This is a genomic window from Streptomyces sp. NPDC087859, assembly GCF_044742595.1.
GTDB classification, from domain to species: domain Bacteria; phylum Actinomycetota; class Actinomycetes; order Streptomycetales; family Streptomycetaceae; genus Streptomyces; species Streptomyces canus_F.
The window spans coordinates 105,762-121,188 of sequence record NZ_JBIUUU010000018.1 but is presented as its reverse complement, the minus strand read 5'-3'; the positions used below and the strand labels follow the sequence as shown (position 1 = coordinate 121,188).

General features: G+C 71.8%; 8 protein-coding genes. 4 read left to right on the top strand and 4 right to left on the bottom strand.

Annotated elements, in window-relative coordinates:
- Positions 1-62: 62 nt before the first annotated feature.
- The 3 genes from ACIOHP_RS37150 to ACIOHP_RS37140 are packed head-to-tail and all read right to left on the bottom strand — an operon-like array spanning position 63 to position 5,364.
- Complete coding sequence (locus tag ACIOHP_RS37150; RefSeq protein ID WP_401894298.1) at positions 63-2,390, bottom strand: beta-galactosidase; 2,328 nt, start codon at positions 2,388-2,390, stop codon at positions 63-65.
- Positions 2,390-4,153: a beta-galactosidase gene (locus ACIOHP_RS37145; RefSeq protein ID WP_401894296.1), complete on the bottom strand. Its 1,764-nt coding sequence runs from the start codon at positions 4,151-4,153 to the stop codon at positions 2,390-2,392. The genes ACIOHP_RS37150 and ACIOHP_RS37145 overlap by 1 nt, the downstream gene beginning before the upstream one ends.
- A complete protein-coding gene (locus ACIOHP_RS37140; protein WP_401894294.1) occupies positions 4,141-5,364 on the bottom strand; it encodes an MFS transporter in 1,224 nt (407 codons plus the stop codon). Before ACIOHP_RS37140 ends, ACIOHP_RS37145 begins: the two co-directional genes overlap by 13 nt.
- A gap of 133 nt (positions 5,365-5,497) precedes the next feature.
- Between ACIOHP_RS37140 and ACIOHP_RS37135 the strand changes: the two genes are divergently transcribed.
- Positions 5,498-8,518: a beta-N-acetylglucosaminidase domain-containing protein gene (locus ACIOHP_RS37135; RefSeq protein ID WP_401894452.1), complete on the top strand. Its 3,021-nt coding sequence runs from the start codon at positions 5,498-5,500 to the stop codon at positions 8,516-8,518.
- A gap of 78 nt (positions 8,519-8,596) precedes the next feature.
- Here ACIOHP_RS37135 and ACIOHP_RS37130 read toward each other — a convergent pair whose 3' ends face one another.
- Complete coding sequence (locus ACIOHP_RS37130) at positions 8,597-9,361, bottom strand: sugar isomerase domain-containing protein (protein WP_401894292.1); 765 nt, start codon at positions 9,359-9,361, stop codon at positions 8,597-8,599.
- 185 nt (positions 9,362-9,546) lie between these two features.
- Between ACIOHP_RS37130 and ACIOHP_RS37125 the strand changes: the two genes are divergently transcribed.
- The 3 genes from ACIOHP_RS37125 to ACIOHP_RS37115 all read left to right on the top strand — a co-directional run bounded on the left by ACIOHP_RS37125 (position 9,547) and on the right by ACIOHP_RS37115 (position 15,417).
- On the top strand, positions 9,547-10,428 hold the full coding sequence (locus ACIOHP_RS37125) for a MurR/RpiR family transcriptional regulator (RefSeq protein ID WP_307024634.1): 882 nt from the start codon (positions 9,547-9,549) through the stop codon (positions 10,426-10,428).
- 109 nt (positions 10,429-10,537) lie between these two features.
- Complete coding sequence (locus tag ACIOHP_RS37120) at positions 10,538-14,764, top strand: NEW3 domain-containing protein (RefSeq protein WP_401894289.1); 4,227 nt, start codon at positions 10,538-10,540, stop codon at positions 14,762-14,764.
- Positions 14,761-15,417 carry a peptidyl-prolyl cis-trans isomerase gene (locus tag ACIOHP_RS37115; protein WP_401894287.1) on the top strand — a complete coding sequence of 219 codons (657 nt, stop codon included), beginning with the start codon at positions 14,761-14,763 and terminating at the stop codon, positions 15,415-15,417. Before ACIOHP_RS37120 ends, ACIOHP_RS37115 begins: the two co-directional genes overlap by 4 nt.
- Positions 15,418-15,427 lie beyond the last annotated feature (10 nt).

Here is a 15,427-nt window from a genome sequence, read left to right as displayed (position 1 = left end):
TGTCGATCCGCGGCTACCGCCGCGTGGGCGCGACCAGCCCCCACGCGCTCGCGGCCGTCACGTCACCCCACAGTCCTACGGCGCACAGTCACCAGCTCCACCCGCTCGACATCCGCCCTCCCCCAGCCGTCCCCGGCCTCCGGCGGAACGTACACGTCGGCGCCCTCGGAACCGGGAAGCACCCGCAGCCGCAGCGGCCCCGCCGGGATCCGGTCCAGCCCGATGTCCCACACCCGCCCCGAGAAGAACTGGTCGGCGACAAGGGTGTCCCCCACGTAGGCGCGCCCCACGTCCCCGGTCCAGTGGATACGCAGCAGCGTCCCCGGCGGCAGCTCGTCCGGCAGGTCGACCCGGTACTCGGCGGCCGCCGTGTCGAAGTACTTGCCGTCCGGCGCACTGGCCCGTCCCTGCACCCCGGTGGCGGGCTCGGGCGCGGAACCGGCGGGTCTGAGGAGCGTGACCGACGCCGCCCCGGCACCGGTGCCGTCCGCCGGCAGGGTGTACCGGGTGAACACCCCGTCCGGCTCCCCCTTCCGGACGGGCGGCGCGGGGAACACGGCGTACGAGGGCCGCTCCACGGCGCTGTGCAGCCGTACCTCACCCCGGTCGAAGACCACCCCGGCGTCGGCCAGCACCAGCCGCTCGGCACCCCGCATCTCCCCCCGGTAGGCGGTCCGTGCCGTGGCCGCGTCCAGCACCAGCAGCCCGACACGGCCGCCCGTCGCCGTCTCCACCTCGACCAGGGCGTCGGTACCGGGCCGCAGCCCGGTGACCAGTACCCGGCCGCCGGTGTGCGCGACCTCCCCGGACGGGGTGCTCAGTGAGCCCACCGTGCCCTCGTCCAGGGCGAGTTCGGGAGCGATCCCCGCCACCGCGGCGAGCACCAGCACGGTACGACCGCCGTCCTGGACGGTGCACACCGGCTGCGCCGTCGCCCACTCCACGCGCAGCCCGGCCACGTCGAGCCGCAGCGGCCAGCAGAAGGTGGCCCCCGAGGGGACGGTCACGGGAGCGCTCGGGAGGCTCACCGGGCCGCCCTCGGAGAACTCCACCGTGAAGGAGGTCCCCGGGTGATCCGGCAACGGCTCGTGGGGCTGGTGGTTGTTGACGAACAGGAATCCCGAACCGCCGTCACCGCGCACGGCCCAGCGCAGTGTGTCCCGGTCGTCCTGCCCCCGCGGCCGCGTCGAGGGCAGTACCGACTCCATCGGCGCGATCACCTGCCCGAAGTCGGCCAACAGCAGGTGCTGGAGCCGGAGTTCGTCGTACGTGGCCCGGTACTGCCCGTACTCACCGAGCGGTGCCTGGAAGTCGTACGTCAGGACAGGCAGGTCGTTCGGGTAGCCGGTGGCGTGGGACTCCTGGAGCGAGGTCAGTTCACCCGCGGGATTCGTGCCGCCGTGGAACATGTAGTACCCCTGCCACGCCGAGCCGCACCCGATCTTGGTGAGCCCGAGCGCGGCGATGTCGGCGGCGTCGACGCGCGGGCGCCGGTGGTAGGAGACCGCCATGCCGCCGCCCAACTCGCAGGTGGCCCAGGGGAATCGGTCCGCGCCGGTGTCCGGGGCGCTGCCGCGGACGTGCACCGGGCGCAGGTCGGATCCGATGCCCTCGTCGTCGCGTTGGTGGGTGAAGAAGAAGTGCTTGCGGCAGGTGTCGGGCCAGCCGCCGTCGGCCTCGGTCCAGAAGGTCTCGGTGTAGCCGCCGTACAGCGGAAGCAGTTCGTCGGGCGGGAGTTGGACACCGCCCCAGGCGGTCGACGTCCACAGGGGGGCGCTCAGTCCGGCCTGCTGGGCCATGCGCTTGAGCGTGAGCAGGTGGCCGGGCTGGTCGTAGAGCTCGTTCTCGATCTGCACGGCGACGATCGGGCCGCCGTGCGCCCGGTCGAGTCCCCGCAGCTGCTCGGCGACGGCCTCGAACCAGGCGCCGACCGCCTCCAGATAGACCGGGTCGTCGGTGCGCGGCACGCAGTCGCGGGCCGACACCCAGTCCGGCAGGCCGCCGTTGCGGACCTCGGCGTGCACCCAGGGGCCGATACGGGGGATGAAGTCCAGACCGTGGCGGGCGCAGAGTTCGGCGAAGCGGCGCAGGTCGCGGTCGCCGTCGAAGCGGACGCGGCCCTCGATCTCCTCGTGGTGGATCCAGATGACGTAGCTGGCGACGACGGTGACACCGCCGGCCTTCATCTTGAGGAGCTCCTCCTCCCACTCCCCGGCCGGGTAGCGGGTGTAGTGGAACTCTCCGGAGACCGGGAACCAGGGACGGCCGCCGCGGGTGAGACAGCGGCTGGTCACCTCGATCGGGTCGGGCACGCCCGGCGCGTCGGCGAAGGGCAGGTGGCCGGTGAGGGGTGGGCCGGAGGGCGCGGGAACGCGCAGATGGTGGGGCATCAGGAGATCTCCGGTCCGAGGTCGGGGGTGTCGGTGAGCCGGGCGGTCGTGCCGGTGGTGGCGTGCAGTTCGAACAGGACCAGTTCGTTGGTGCCGGGGCGCAGGACCGGTGCGGGCACGTACAGGGTGTGCTGGGGGCCGCGGTTCCAGTAGCGGCCGAGGTGGAAGCCGTTGACCCAGGCCTGGCCCTTGGTCCAGCCGGGCAGGGCGAGGAAGGCGTCGGCCGGCTCCACCACCTCGAAGGTGCCGCGGTGGAAGGCGGGTACGGCGTCCGTGGTGGCGTCCGACGGGGTGAAGGGCACGGCCGAGAGGTCGGTCAGGGGCAGCGGGTGGTTGTCCCAGCCGCGCAGGACGGTGCCGTTGAAGGAGACCTGGCCGAGCAGTCCCTTGGGGGCGCCGATGCGGGGGCCGTAGTTGACGCCGCCCATGTTCTCCACGAGCACCTCCAGCGTGGCGCCGGGGCGGGGCACGAGCACGGGCAGGACCTCGTCGTGGTGGCGGCGTTCGAGTACGCCGACGGGGGCGCCGTCCAGGAAGACCTGAGCGCGGTCGCCGACGCCGCCCGCGAAGTGCAGCAGGCCCTGGCCGGCCGTGGGGACGGTGGTCCGGTAGAGCGCGTATCCGGAGCTGAGGCCCAGCTCGTCCATCATCGCGGGGTCTTCGGTGCGCAGCGGGTCGGCGAGGGTGCCGGCGTGCGGGAGCAGGGCGGCGCGCTGGGTCAACTCGACCGGGGTCGGCGGGAGTTTGGGGCCCGGGGCCAGGACCGGCTCGTCGGGGACGGACGCGTGGCGGGCGATGACCTCGCGGAAGGCGTGGTACTTGGGGCCGGGGTCGCCGGACTCGGTGAGCGGGGCGTCGTAGTCGTAGGACGTGACGGTGGGTTCGTAGGCGTGCTTGTGGTTGGCGCCGTTGCTGAAGCCGAAGTTGGTGCCGCCGTGGAACATGTAGATGTTGACGGAGGCGCCCGCGGAGAGCAGCCGGTCCAGGTCGGCGGCGGCGTCGGCCGCGTCCCGGGTGTGGTGCGGGCCGCCCCAGTGGTCGAACCAGCCGATCCAGAACTCCGCGCACATCAGCGGGGCTTCGGGCCGGTGCGCACGGTACTGGTCCAGCGCGGCGTCGATCCGTCCGCCGAAGGTGCCGGCGGCCAGGACCCCGGGAAGGCTGCCGGCGGCCAGGTGCTCGGGGTCGGCCTGGTCGCAGGTGAAGAGGAACTCCTCGACTCCCCTGGTGCGGAAGGCCTGTTCGAGGTGTTTCAGGTAAGCGCCGTCGTCGCCGTAGGCGCCGTACTCGTTCTCCACCTGGACGGCGATGACGGGACCGCCCGCCTCGGCCATGTGGGGCAGCAGCGGGGGCAGCAGCAGGTCGAGGTAGCGGTCGACGGCGCCGGTGAAGCGGGGGTCGGAGCTGCGCAGCCGGATGTCCGGGTCCGAGGTGAGCCAGCCGGGCAGACCGCCGCCGTCCCACTCGGCGCAGATGAACGGGCCGGGCCGCAGCAGGACGTGCAGCCCCTCCTCCTTGGCGAGGCTCAGATAGCGGGGCAGGTCGAGGAGGCCGTCCAGGACCAGCCCGCCCTGCGGATCGGGCTGGTGGAAGTTCCACGGCACATAGGTCTCGACGGTGTTGAGGCCCATCAGGCGGGCCTTGCGCAGCCGGTCGGCCCACTGGTCGGGGTGGACGCGGAAGTAGTGCATGGCGCCGGACAGGATGCGGAACGGCCTGCCGTGCAGCAGGAAACCGTCGGTCGTCGTCGTCAGTGCGGGCATGCGGGTGTTCCCCTTCGATGTGAGCGGGATGGAGTACTGCGGATCAGCCACAGGGTCGCGGCCAGGCAAAGCGCCGAGACCCCTGCGAGCAGCAGCGGTACGGCCTTGATGCCGGACCACTCGATGACCTTGCCGAGGGCCGGCCCGGCCACCACACCGCCGGCCATCGAGGCCGCGATGACCAGGGCTCCGGCCCGCCGGGCCCGCGGGGCGGCCCGGTGGAGCCAGGGCAGTCCGGTGGGGAAGATCGGCGCGATGAACAGACCGACGCCGGCATAGGCGTAGGGCGCCAACTCGGTTATGGACGCGAGAAGGAGACAGACCGTCATTCCGGCGCACGAGACCGTGATGATCGTCTGCGCCGAGAAGCGCAGCGCGAGGGGCGCGGCCAGGAATCGGCCCACGGTCATCATCAGCCAGTACGCGGAGGTGGCGGTGGCGGCGACCCCGGCGCCGTAGCCGACGGTCTCCAGGTGGGTGGGCTCCCAGCCGCCGACGCCGGCCTCGATGCCGACGTGCAGGACGTATAGCGCGACGAACACGGCGAGCACCGAGCCGAGGCTGCGGCCGAGGACGCCATCGGAGCCGGGTGCCGTGCCGGACGGCTGCGGCGCCTTGTCCCGGACGCCTTTCAGGCACCACAGCAGCGGCAGGTCGACGAGCGCGAAGGCGAGGAAGACGGCCGGGTAGTGCTCGGCGCCGACCGCGCCGATCACGGCCGGTCCGAGGATCGCGCCGATGCCGAAGTGGGCGTTGAGGATGTTCAGCATCGCCGTCGAGCGATGTCCGAAGCCGACGGCGAACAGCTGGTTGAGCCCGTAGTCGATACCGCCGAAGCCGAGGCCGGCCAGCAGGGCGGCGGCGAGCGCGAGCGGCCAGTCGGGGGCGAGCGCGAAGCCCGCCGCGCCGACGGCCATAAGGAGGTACGAGGCGCCGAGGATCCGCCGGTTGCCGATCCGCCCGAACCACCGGTCGAAGAGCAGCACTCCGGCCACCCCACCGACGAAGTGGGCGCTCAGCCCCAGCCCGGCGGCCGACGGGGACAGCCCGAACTCCTCGCGGAAGGCGGGGACGGCGGGCCCGTAGAAGGCCTGGAGCGCACCGATCAGAACGAAGCCGACGCACGAGGCGACGACGGCGGCCGGGCTGAACACCGGCGCTTCGACTGCACGGGATTCTCGGAGCACGACAGGAAATGTTACCGGTAACATCCCGCCCGTCAAGATTACCGACAGTGGCATCATTGAATGATTCAATCAGCATCAATAGACTCCGCCGGTGGATGAATTCACCTTGCGTTCGAGACTCTCCAGGAGATCGGCGGGGGTGGCCGCCGTGCTGCTGATGGCCGCCGGTCTCACCACCCCGTCCCTCTCACCGGCGTCGGCCGCACCCCGGCACCACACCCCCGAGGTCTGGCCGAAACCCCAGAGCACGCAGACCGGGCCCGGCCGGTTCACGGTCCCCGACCGGGTCGTGGAGGTCGTCGGCCCGGACACGGACACCTCGGCCCGCGAGGTCGTCGAGTCCGCCCTGCGCGAGGCCGGCGCCGACCGGATCGTGACGGTCGACAAGCCCCCCGCGTCGGCCGCCTTCACGGTCTACCTCGACGGCCCCGGCACCGCTGCCGCACTGAAACGCCTGGGCGCCCGCTCCCCGGCCGGACTCCCTTCCGGCGGTTACACCCTGGCGTCCGGGCGCCGGGACGGCCGTACCCTTCTCGCCCTCTCCGGATCCGACGCGACCGGCACCTTCTACGCCGCCCAGACCCTGCGCCAACTCCTCGGCACCTCGGGCAAGTTGCCCGACACCAGGATCCGCGACTGGCCCACCGCCGCGCTGCGCGGAGTCGTCGAGGGCTTCTACGGCACTCCCTGGACGCATGCCGAGCGCCTGAGCCAGCTCGACTTCTACGGCCGCACCAAGCAGAACGTGTACGTCTACTCCCCCAAGGACGACCCCTATCTGCGCGACCGGTGGCGGGACGAGTACCCGTCCGCGGAACTGGCCCGGCTCGAGGAACTGGTCGACCGCGCCGCCGCCAACCACGTCCGCTTCACCTACGCCCTCTCCCCCGGTCTGTCGGTCTGCTACTCGTCCGAGTCCGACATCGCGGCCCTCACCCGCAAGTTCGACTCGCTGTACGCGATCGGGGTGCGGTCCTTCGCCGTCCCACTGGACGACATCAGCTACACCAAGTGGAACTGCCCCGCTGACGAGCGGGAGTTCGGCACGGGCGGAGGCGCGGCGGGCACGGCGCAGGCCCATCTCCTCAACGAGGCGTGGAAGTCGTTCTCGGCCGGCCACACCGGCCTCGACCCCCTGGAGATGGTCCCCACCGAGTACTCCGACCTCGCCGACTCCCCCTACAAGACGGCCCTGCGCGAGAAGCTGGACCCGTCCGTGGTCGTCGAGTGGACCGGCGCGGGAGTGATCGCGCCGACCATCACCGCCGCGCAAGTCGCGCAGGCCCGTGAGGTGTTCGGCCACCCGATCCTGATCTGGGACAACTACCCGGTCAACGACTACGTCACCAGCCGTCTCCTGCTCGGCCCCTACACGGGACGGGAGGCCGACGTGGCCGAGGCGGCGACCGGCGTCACCGCCAACCCGATGGTCCAGGGCGAGGCGAGCAGGCTCGCGCTGTTCACCTCGGCCGCCTACCTCTGGAACCCGGACTCCTACGATCCCCGGGCCGCCTTCCTCGCCTCGGTACGCGACCTCGCCGGTCCCGGCGCCGCCAGATGGCTGCGGATCTTCGCCGAGAACAACTACTCCTCCCAGCTCGACCCGACCGAGTCCCCCACCCTGACCGAGCTCATCGCCGACTTCCGCACGGCGTACGAACAGGACCGCGGGCTCGACCGGGCCGCCGCCGCGCTGCGCTCGTACTTCACCGACATGGCCGCCACACCGGCCGAGTTGCGCGCCCGCCTCGACAACCCGGGGTTCCTGGACGAGACGTCCGCCTGGCTGGACAAGCTCGGTCGGTACGGGAGCGCGGGGCGGACGGCCGTGGACCTGCTGCTCGCCAACAAGCGGGGCGACGCGGCGGCGGTGTCGAAGTACTGGGCCGAACTACGGGACGCACGCAAGGAGTTGGACGCCATACCCGAGCAGGTCTCGCCAGGTGTGATGGACCAGTTCCTCTATACGACGATGCTGGAGAACGCCCCCGACCCGGGCGTCGACGCCGTCTTCTCTCCGCGCTCGCTCTCCCTGAAGCCCGGCGCCTCCGAGACGGTGACACTCGACTTCTCGGACAAGGAGGCCCGCACGGTCACCTGGAAACTGGCCGTTCCGGACGGTGTCACCGCCTCGCCGGACCAGGGCACCGTGACGGTTCCGGCCGGGGGCCGCGCCTCGGCCACCGTCACGCTGACCGGGGTCACCGAAGGCGTCCACTCGGTCGTGGTGTCAGGCACGGGCATCCTCGACCGGGCGATCCCCGTCCAGGTCACCGAGAACATCGGTTCGTCGAAGGCGCTGACCGCCAACTTCAGTGGCGCGTCGGTCAGTTCGATCGACCTGGCCACCGGCACGTCCAAGAACATCGCGGTCGGCGACAACCCCGGCGAGGTCGTCGTGAGCGCCGACGGCCGTACCGCCTACGCCGCCAACCAGGGCTCGAACACCGTCAGCGTCATCGACGTGGCGAGCGGCTCGGTCAGCGGCACGGTCGCCGTGGGCCGCGTCCCCGCCGGGCTCGCTCTCACCCCGGGCGGCGGGACGCTGTGGGTGGCCAACTACACGGACGGGACGGTCCAGCCGGTGAACACCTCGACCCTGGTGGCGGGTACGCCGGTCACGGTGGGCGACGGTCCCGAGAACATGGCGATCACGCCGGACGGCACGACCCTGTACGTGGCCAACATCCACGACAACACGGTCAGCCCGGTCGACCTCGCCACCGCGAAGGCGGGTACCGCGATCCCGGTGGGCCCGAGGCCCTTCAACGTCGTCGCCGCACCCGACGGCAGGACGGTCTACGTGTCCAACTCCGGCGGCTCGACGGTGACCCCGATCGACACCGCCACGAACGACACCGAACCGACCCTCCTGGTCACCGGCCAGGCGTACGGACTCGGCCTGTCACCGGACGGCCGGACCCTGTGGGTCAGCCCCAGCACCGGCGACTACGTCACGCCGGTCGACACGGTGACCGGCGCCCCGGGCACCAAGGTCACGGTAGGCAGGTCGGCCTTCGACGTGGGCCTGGACTGGAGCGGCAGCACGGCGTACGTCACGACAGCCGACGGAAACAAGCTGATCCCGATCGACACGGCAACCGGGACCCCGGGGACACCCCTGACGACCGGCGCCTATCCATTGGCCGTAGCCCTGACACCAGTGCCGATGAAATAACGTCCGGCTTCCGCACCCAAGGGGCGCGGGGAACTGCGCGGCCAGCCCCCACCGGCCCGCAGCTTCCCCGCAACCTCCTCAACTCGCCGTACGCCTGATCCGCCCCGCGTACTTCGTCTCCAGCTCCAGATTCCCCTCGAAGCCCCCCGGCACATTGGCCGAGACATACACCGGCGGCCGCTCCCCCGCGGCAAGCAGCACAGCCGACGCCTCCGCCACCGCCATCTGCACCAGCATCACTCCGGTAAGCGTCGACAACGCACACACCGCACCCCCACCCGGCAGCTCCAGCAGCGCGTCCCCGCGCGGGGCCGCGTTGTCGAGGACGACGTCGGCGAGGTCGGCGAGCTTCTTGCCGCTGGGGTGGCCGGCCGGGACCGCGCGGGTGTGGGAGAGGGAGGTGATGGCGAGCAGCCTGTGGCCCTGCTGCTTGGCGTGGAGGGCCATCTCGACGATGACGTTGTTCACGCCGGAGTTGGAGATGATCACGAAGAGATCCTGGGGGCGGGGGGCCGCGAGCTCGTACAGCCGTGCGGCCACGCCCGGCTGCCGCTCCAGGAGCGGGTCGTCGAGGACGGACGGGGCGTCACCGCCGTACAGGACGAGGTCGGCGATGCTCAGCCGGTTCGTGGGCACCAACCCGCCCGCCCGGCCCGCGACTTCCAGGACCATGGCCTGGGAGTGGCCGGTTCCGAAGGCCTGGATGACGCCGTCGGCGCGTACGCAGTCGGCGATCAGTTCCGCGGCGCGGGCCACGTCGGCGCGGGCGGACTCGGTGATCTGCTGAAGGACGGCCAGGCTCTGCTGCGCGAAGCCCTGGGCGCTGACGGACTCGACGGACACGCGGCACTCACTCCCCACTGATGGATTGAACCACCCTATACATCTCCATCGGTGAATCAATAAACCATAGGATGGCCACTGCATTCAATCGCCTCCCCATCGGTGCCGATCCCACCCGTACCTCACCGTGAATCCGGTCCTGGTATTCAATGAGTGGCCTGAACGGTGGCTGATACCTTCTTCTCATGCCTCCGACGGACGTCACGACACTGATCCGCACCGAGCTGCCCCGGCTGGCCGGCTCCCTGCGCAAGGTCGGCGAGCTGATCCTGGAGGATCCGGCCGCCGTCACCCACTGCTCGGCCGCCGAACTGGGCCGCCGCACCGGCACCTCGCAGGCCACGGTGACCCGCTTCTGCCGGGCCATCGGCCTGGACTCCTACCAGCATCTGCTGATCGAACTGGCCAAGGAGCACGGCCGGGGCGAGGTCTCCGACTGGGGCACCGCCGAGATCGGCCCGGACATCTCCCCGGACGACAGCCTGGAGCGGGTCGTGCAGGTCGTGGGCAACGCCGACCTGCGGGCCGTCCAGCAGACCATCGAGCGGATCGACCTCGACGCGATCGAGCGCGCGGCCCAGGCCATGGCCCGGGCCCGCCGTATCGACCTCTACGGCACCGGAGGCAGCGGGGCGGTGGCGCTGGAGACGGAGACCCGGCTGTTCCGCATCGGCTGCTCGGTGCGGGGCTGGACCGAGGTGCACGGCGCGGTCACGTCCGCCGCCCTGCTCACCCCGGCGGACGTCGCCGTGGGCATCTCGCACTCGGGGGCCACCCGGGAGACCATCGAGCCGTTCGAGCTGGCCAAGGAGCGCGGCGCGACCACCGTGGCGATCACCTCCGACCCGCGCTCGCCGCTCGCCAAGGCCGCCGACATCCGGCTTGTCTCCTCCGCCTCGGAGACCAACTTCCTCACCGGCATCGGCGGCCGGCACTCCGTCCTGGTGCTGCTCGACTGCCTCTACGTCCGGGTCGCGCAGCTCTCCTACCAGCGCGCGAGCGCCTCCCTGGCGCTGACCGACCACATCGTGCCGCAGCACTCGGCGAAGGGTCGGCGCACCCGCTGACAGCAGTGATATTGCATAGATGATTCACCGAGAACACGCGTAGATGGTTGTTTGAACCATCCCTGCGGTGCCAGGATGGTGCTCCGCCGAGCATCCTCGTAGGAGACCCATGCGCGTCACCTCTGTCGAGTCGACCGAGCTTTTCGTCGGAACCGTCGAGCAGCCGTACCAGGTGGTGGTCGCCGAGATCAGCCACGTTCCCGGCCGCACGGTCCGTCTCACGGCCGAGGGCCCGGGCGGTCTCCGCAGTGTCGGGGAGACGCTGGCCATCACCGCCGACGACGGCACCGCACGCGCCGAGATACCCGTGACCGGCGAGGGCGACGAGATCACGGTCGTCGCCGTCGACGGTGAATTCAGCGACCGGCACACCGCCCCGTTCACGGCCGCCGAGCCCGGCTGGACCATGTTCATGGTCAGTCACTTCCACTACGACCCCGTCTGGTGGAACACCCAGGCCGCCTACACCGAGACCTGGGACGTCGCCGACGACCCGGCCGCCTCCGGCCTCCCGGCCCGCACCTTCGACTCGCGCGGCCAGTCCGGGATGAGCCTGGTGCGCGCCCACTGCGACCTCGCGCGACGCGACCCGGCGTACACCTTCGTGCTCGCGGAGGTCGACTACCTCAAGCCTTACTGGGACGCCTTCCCGGAGGAGCGCGCCTTCCTGCGCCAGCTGATCCGCTCCGGCCGCGTCGAGATCATGGGCGGCACCTACAACGAGCCCAACACCAATCTCACCGGCGCCGAGGCCACCGTACGGAACGCGCTGTACGGCGACGGATACCAGCGCGGGATCATGGGGGCGTCGCCCGAGACCGCCTGGCAGCTGGACGCGTTCGGGCACGATCCGCAGTTCCCCGGGCTGATGGCGGACGCCGGGGTCACCTCCAGCTCCTGGGCGCGCGGGCCCTTCCACCAGTGGGGGCCGACGCTCTCCGTGTTCGGCGAGGAGCCCCGGGATCCCCAACGGATGCAGTTCCCGGCCGAGTTCGACTGGATCGCCCCCTCGGGGCGCGGCATCCTCACCGCGTACATGGTCAACCACTACGGCGCGGGCTGGGCGATCGACAACGCGCCCACCCTGCCGGCGGCCGAACAGGCCGCGCTCAAGCTGTTCAAGGGCCTGAAGAAGGTCGCGCTCACGCGTAACGTCCTGCTTCCCGTCGGCGGGGACTACGCGCCGCCGTGCCGCTGGGTGATGGGCATCCACCGTGACTGGAACGCCCGTTACGTCTGGCCCCGGTTCATCAGCGCGATACCCCGGGACTTCTTCGCCGCCGTACGGGCGGAGCTGGCGGCGGAGGGCCGCAAGGCCTCCCCGCAGACCCGGGACATGAACCCGGTCTACACCGGCAAGGACGTCTCCTACATCGACACCAAGCAGGCCCAGCGGTACGGCGAGAGCCTCCTCGCCGACGCGGAGGCCTGGGCGACCCTCGCCTCCCTCACCACCGGACACCCCTACCCGGACGCGGCGCTCGACAAGGCGTGGCGCCAACTCGTCTACGGCGCCCATCACGACGCCATCACCGGTTCGGAGTCGGACCAGGTCTACATCGATCTCCTCACCGGCTGGCGGGAGTTGTACGACCTCGCCGAGACCGTCCACGCCGACGCGACGCAGGCCCTCGCGGACCGGGTCGTCCCGCTGCCGGGCGACGGCGCCGACCTGGTGGTCTTCAACTCCGCGACCTGGACGCGCAAGGACGTGCTGAACGTCCGGGACGAGGGGCTCCTGCCGGTCGACGAGAGCACCGGGCTCCCCCTGCCCGCCGTGCGCGAGGAGGACGGCCGGCTGAGCGTCGTCGTACCGGACGTGCCCGGACTGGGCCTCAAGGCCGTCCCGCTCGCCGGGGGCACCGCCTCCGGGTGGACACCGGCCGAAGGGGCCACGATCCGCAACGAGTTCTACGAGCTGACCGTCGACCCCGCGCGCGGCGGCGGCGTCAGCAGCCTGCGGGCCCTTCGGGAAGGGGCCCGGGAACTGCTGCGCGCCGGCGACATCGGCAACGAACTCGTCGTGCAGGAGGAGTACCCGAGGCACCCACGCTTCGGCGAGGGCCCCTGGCACCTCACGCCGACCGGCACAACCGCCGCGCGCAGCGGGGATGTCAGGGCGGACATCGATGTCGAGCACTCCCCCGCCGGACAGCGCGTCACGGTCCGCGCCGACCTCGGCCTCTTCACCTATACGCAGCGGCTGACCCTGTGGAAGGGCGTCGACCGTCTGGACGTCTCCACGACCGTCGACGGGTACGACGGTGCCGACCGGCTCATCCGGGTGCGCTGGCCGTCCGACGTGCGCGGCGGGCTGCCGGTGCACGAGGTGGCGGACGCGGTGATCGGGCGCGGGTTCGGGTTCGTGGAGGTGGACAGCGAGCAGTTCCCCTGGACGCTGGACAACCCGGCCAACACCTGGTTCGGGCTGGGGTCCACCGCGCGGGTCGCCGTGCACGACGACACCGGCGCGCTCCTCGGGCACCGCTCGATCGGGGTCGCCGAACTGATCTACGCCGACTGGGACATGGCCGGTGAGCTGGGCGCCGGGCTCGCCGCCGCCCTAGTCCGCGCCGGGGTCACCGCGACCTCGACCATCGCGGGCGGGCCCCGTTACGGCGACCTGGAGGTCGACTCCAACCTTCCCGACATCCGGATCGCCGTCGGCGGCCCGGACCGCAACTCCGTGGTCGCCGAGGCCCTCGGCTGGGACCCGGCCGCCGGGCGCGAACTCCGGCGGCAGCTCGCCGAGGGGGACGTGGCGGCCGTGTGGGTCGCGCCGCGCGCCTCGCTGCGGGAGGAGTGGGTGCCGGGCGCCGATCTGCGGGACCTGGAGCGGCTGCCGCTGCTCGTCGTGGCGGGCGGCGAGGATGACGCCAAGGCGGTCGACGCCCTCGTCGCCGACCTGGACGACTTCACCGTCACGGCGACCGCGGCGGGCGGCGGCGAGGCCCTGCCGCCAGGCGACGCCTGGGACGGCCGGAGCTTCTCGGTCCTGAACCGGGGTACGCCCGGCTGTGTGGTCACCTCGTCCGGCGACCTCCACATGTCCCTCATGCGCTCCTGCACCGGCTGGCCCTCCGGCATCTGGGTCGACCCGCCGCGCCGCACGGCCCCGGACGGGTCCGCCTTCCAGCTCCAGCGCTGGTCGCACACCTTCGACTACGCCGTCGTCGCCGGCGAGGGCGACTGGCGGGAGGGACAACTGCCCAAGCGCGGGCACGAGTTCAACCGCCCGCTCACCGCCCGGCTGCGGACCCGGCCCAAGGACGCGCTCCTGCCCCGGAACAGCTCCCTGCTCCAACTGGAGCCCGCGGGCGAGGTGTTGCTGGACGCCCTGAAGCCGGCCGGCTCCCCGCTCGCCCGGGGCGGCACGGCACAGCCGGACCCGGGCAGCGGTGTCGTCGTCCGTGTGCACGAGGTCAACGGCCGTCCGGTGCGGGCGCGTCTGGCGCGGCCCGGCGGGTGGACGGAGGGCGCCCGGGCCAACGTACTGGAGACGCCCGGGGAGCCCCTCGCACCGGATACGGACGGGATGCTGCGGGTCGACCTGGACGGCTTCGAGGTGGCCACCGTCCTCGCCACGCCCGCGGATGCCCTGGAGACACCGCCGGACCCCGGAGTCGCCGCCGCCGAGCCCGCCCAGCCCGTCCACACCCGCTACTGGCTCCACAACTCCGGCCCCGCCCCGCGCGGCAACATGCCGGTCGCCGTATACGTCTCCCCCACCACGCTCACCGTCTCCGGCCCCGTCACGGCGACCGTCCGGATCGGCTCGGAGCTCACCGACGCTCCGGTGTCGGGCACGGTGACCTTCGAGGCGCCTCCCGGCTGGTCCACCGAGCCCACCGAACTCCCGTACACACTCGGCCCCGGCGGCTTCAGCCTCACCGAGGTCACGGTGACCCCGCCGCCCGATCCCGAACCCGGCCGGCACTGGCTGGCCGCACAGCTGTCGTACGGCAGGCAGACGTACGAGGACGTGGTGGCGCTGGACGTGCCGGACGGACACACAGGGCCGACGCTCGTGTCATGTCTGGGAGTTGACAGGGTCGTCGTACGACGGGACGAACGCGTCCACGTGCCCGTCACCCTGCGCAACACCACCCGGGGCCCCATCAGCGGCACCCTCTGGGCGCTGTCCTCCTGGGGCACCTGGCCCGGGGTCGGACCGGGCGTCCAGGGCTTCACCGTGGCCGGCGGAGCGGAGGCCGACTGCGTGATCGAGGTGGACGGCTCGGCGGTGCCACCGGGTTCCTACTGGCTGATGGCGAAGGTGGGCTGGCACGGCTGCGTGGCGTACACGGAGGCCGTGGAACTGGAGGTGAAGCCGTGACGGACGAATACGCGGCTCAGGTGCTCGGCAGACCGGTGCCCAAGGACCGCGTGGACGCTCTCCTGGAGACCGTCCCGGCCCGCGACCGAGAGACCCGGCCAGAAGCGCTGGCCCGGGCCGAAAGGCAACGCCGGCGGTGGGCGACGCAGGTCGTAGTGATCGACGAACTGGCCCGGCGGGCCTGCGCGCAGCGCGGCCCGCTCAGGGGCGCGGGGAACTGCGCGACCAGCCACGACGGCGCCGCACCCGAGAAACGACCCATCACGGCCCTCCCCGCGGAGCGCGACGTCGCCGACCTGGGCAGCATCGTCGCGGTCGCCCTCGCCCACTCCCCGGCCGCACGCGCCCTGCTGGACGAGTTGGAACGCGAGCAACAGATCCCCGAGGAGGCGGTGTACGACTACTACGACCGCAACCGCGACCGCTTCCTCACCCCCGCGGAGCTGACCCGCGGCGCGGACCCCTTCCACGAGACGTCGGACCTCCTCCCCTACGCCCAGGTCCGCGAGGGCATCATCGTCGAGCTGCGCCGGGCGGCAGGCCGTCGCGCCTTCTTCGACTGGCTGGACCGGGCACGGGCCGACGTCGTGTACGCACCGGGCTACGAGCACCCCGGCGATCCCTCGCACCCGGACCACGAGCACCGGCACTGATCGGGTCGTT

Coding starts and splice junctions, on each gene's coding strand:
- ACIOHP_RS37150 (WP_401894298.1), bottom strand. CDS start 2,390: ATGCCCCACCATCTGCGCGTTCCCGCGCCCTCCGGCCCACCCCTCACC.
- ACIOHP_RS37145 (WP_401894296.1), bottom strand. CDS start 4,153: ATGCCCGCACTGACGACGACGACCGACGGTTTCCTGCTGCACGGCAGG.
- ACIOHP_RS37140 (WP_401894294.1), bottom strand. CDS start 5,364: ATGTTACCGGTAACATTTCCTGTCGTGCTCCGAGAATCCCGTGCAGTC.
- ACIOHP_RS37135 (WP_401894452.1), top strand. CDS start 5,498: ATGGCCGCCGGTCTCACCACCCCGTCCCTCTCACCGGCGTCGGCCGCA.
- ACIOHP_RS37125 (WP_307024634.1), top strand. CDS start 9,547: ATGCCTCCGACGGACGTCACGACACTGATCCGCACCGAGCTGCCCCGG.
- ACIOHP_RS37120 (WP_401894289.1), top strand. CDS start 10,538: ATGCGCGTCACCTCTGTCGAGTCGACCGAGCTTTTCGTCGGAACCGTC.